The organism is Streptococcus intestinihominis, assembly GCF_046824975.1.
Classification (GTDB): domain Bacteria; phylum Bacillota; class Bacilli; order Lactobacillales; family Streptococcaceae; genus Streptococcus.
In genome coordinates this window covers 301,203-302,733 of the sequence record NZ_JBKQBL010000001.1, presented here as the reverse complement: position 1 = coordinate 302,733, position 1,531 = coordinate 301,203, and the positions used below count along the sequence as shown (strand labels likewise).

The following is a 1,531-nucleotide window of genomic DNA, read 5'->3' as shown; positions in this document are numbered from 1 at the left end:
CAGAGTGCGGTCATGGCAAGAGACTTGGTCCTTGAAGACTACCCAGAAGCTGTCATCGAAATCATCGATCCAAAAGCTGCAGGGATTGGAGAAGGCTACTTGTCTATGCTAGCAGTTGAGGCGCGTGATACCGGTAAGAGTTTGGATCAAGTTAAGGAAGAACTGCTGGAAATCGCTCCTAAGTTGCGGACCTATTTCTTGGTGGATGATCTCTACCATCTTATGCGCGGGGGACGCCTTTCTAAGAGTTCAGCCATCGTCGGAAGTTTGGTCAATATCAAACCCCTTCTTTGGATTGATGAAGAAGGCAAGTTAGCTCCAATCGCTAAGGTACGTGGACGTAAAAAAGCTATGCGGGAAATGCTTTCTCTGATCCAGGAAGATATCGGTCACAGCACAGCCTTGGTTTCCTATACAGATGATTTGGCAGGAGCAGAGGAGCTCAAGGATCAATTGTTGGAGAATCCAGCTATCTCCCAAGTCTTGATCATGCCACTAGGTCCCGTCATTGCTGCTCACGTCGGTCCTAATTCTCTCATCGGCTTTGTTATAGGAAAAGAAAATCGCAAATAATTTTTTAAATTGGTTGACTTTTATCTTAAAAATTTGATACAATAGTAGGCGGTATTGTTTACCCCATTTGTAAGGCCCCGGAACCTTTCAAATAACTTGCGGACCGGAACATCCGCCCTGTAAACAAAAACGATATTCATAATAGGAGAAATCATGAACAAAACTACATTCATGGCTAAACCAGGCCAAGTAGAACGCAAATGGTACGTTGTTGACGCAACTGATGTACCTCTTGGACGCCTTTCAGCAGTTGTTGCAAGCGTGCTTCGCGGAAAAAACAAACCAACATTCACACCTCACACTGATACAGGTGACTTCGTAATCGTTATCAATGCTGAAAAAGTTAAATTGACTGGTAAAAAAGCAACTGATAAGATCTACTACACTCACTCAAACCACCCAGGTGGATTGAAATCAATCTCTGCTGGTGAACTTCGTTCTAAAAATGCAGTTCGTTTGATTGAGAAATCAGTTAAAGGTATGCTTCCACACAATACTCTTGGCCGCGCTCAAGGTATGAAATTGAAAGTATTCGTTGGAGCTGAGCACACTCACGCTGCACAACAACCAGAAGTTCTTGATATTTCAGGACTTATCTAAGGAAAGGAACAATAAAGTATGTCACAAGCACAATATGCAGGTACTGGACGTCGTAAAAACGCTGTTGCACGCGTTCGCCTTGTTCCAGGAACTGGTAAAATCACTGTTAACAAAAAAGATGTTGAAGAGTACATCCCACACGCTGACCTTCGTCTTGTAATCAACCAACCATTCGCAGTTACTTCAACTGCAGGTTCATACGACGTTTTCGTTAACGTTGTAGGTGGTGGATACGCTGGTCAAGCAGGAGCAATCCGTCACGGTATCGCTCGTGCCCTTCTTCAAGTAGACCCAGACTTCCGCGATTCATTGAAACGCGCAGGACTTCTTACACGTGACTCACGTAAAGTTGAGCGTA

General features: G+C 44.2%; 3 protein-coding genes. All 3 read left to right on the top strand.

Features of this window, described 5'->3' with window-relative positions:
- Window positions 1-573, top strand: a 573-nt coding sequence (locus tag ACLOR3_RS01590; RefSeq protein WP_412036924.1) for a DegV family protein, incomplete at its 5' end; no start/stop codon positions are given.
- Window positions 574-726: 153 nt separating this feature from the next.
- Complete coding sequence (gene rplM / locus ACLOR3_RS01585) at window positions 727-1,173, top strand: 50S ribosomal protein L13 (RefSeq protein ID WP_002876943.1); 447 nt, start codon at window positions 727-729, stop codon at window positions 1,171-1,173.
- A gap of 18 nt (window positions 1,174-1,191) precedes the next feature.
- The coding region (gene rpsI, locus ACLOR3_RS01580) for a 30S ribosomal protein S9 (RefSeq protein WP_412036923.1) at window positions 1,192-1,531 on the top strand (340 nt) is incomplete at its 3' end.

Bases quoted from the DNA above. Each gene is read 5' to 3' on its own strand.
- rplM (WP_002876943.1), top strand. From the start codon at position 727: ATGAACAAAACTACATTCATGGCTAAACCAGGCCAAGTAGAACGCAAA.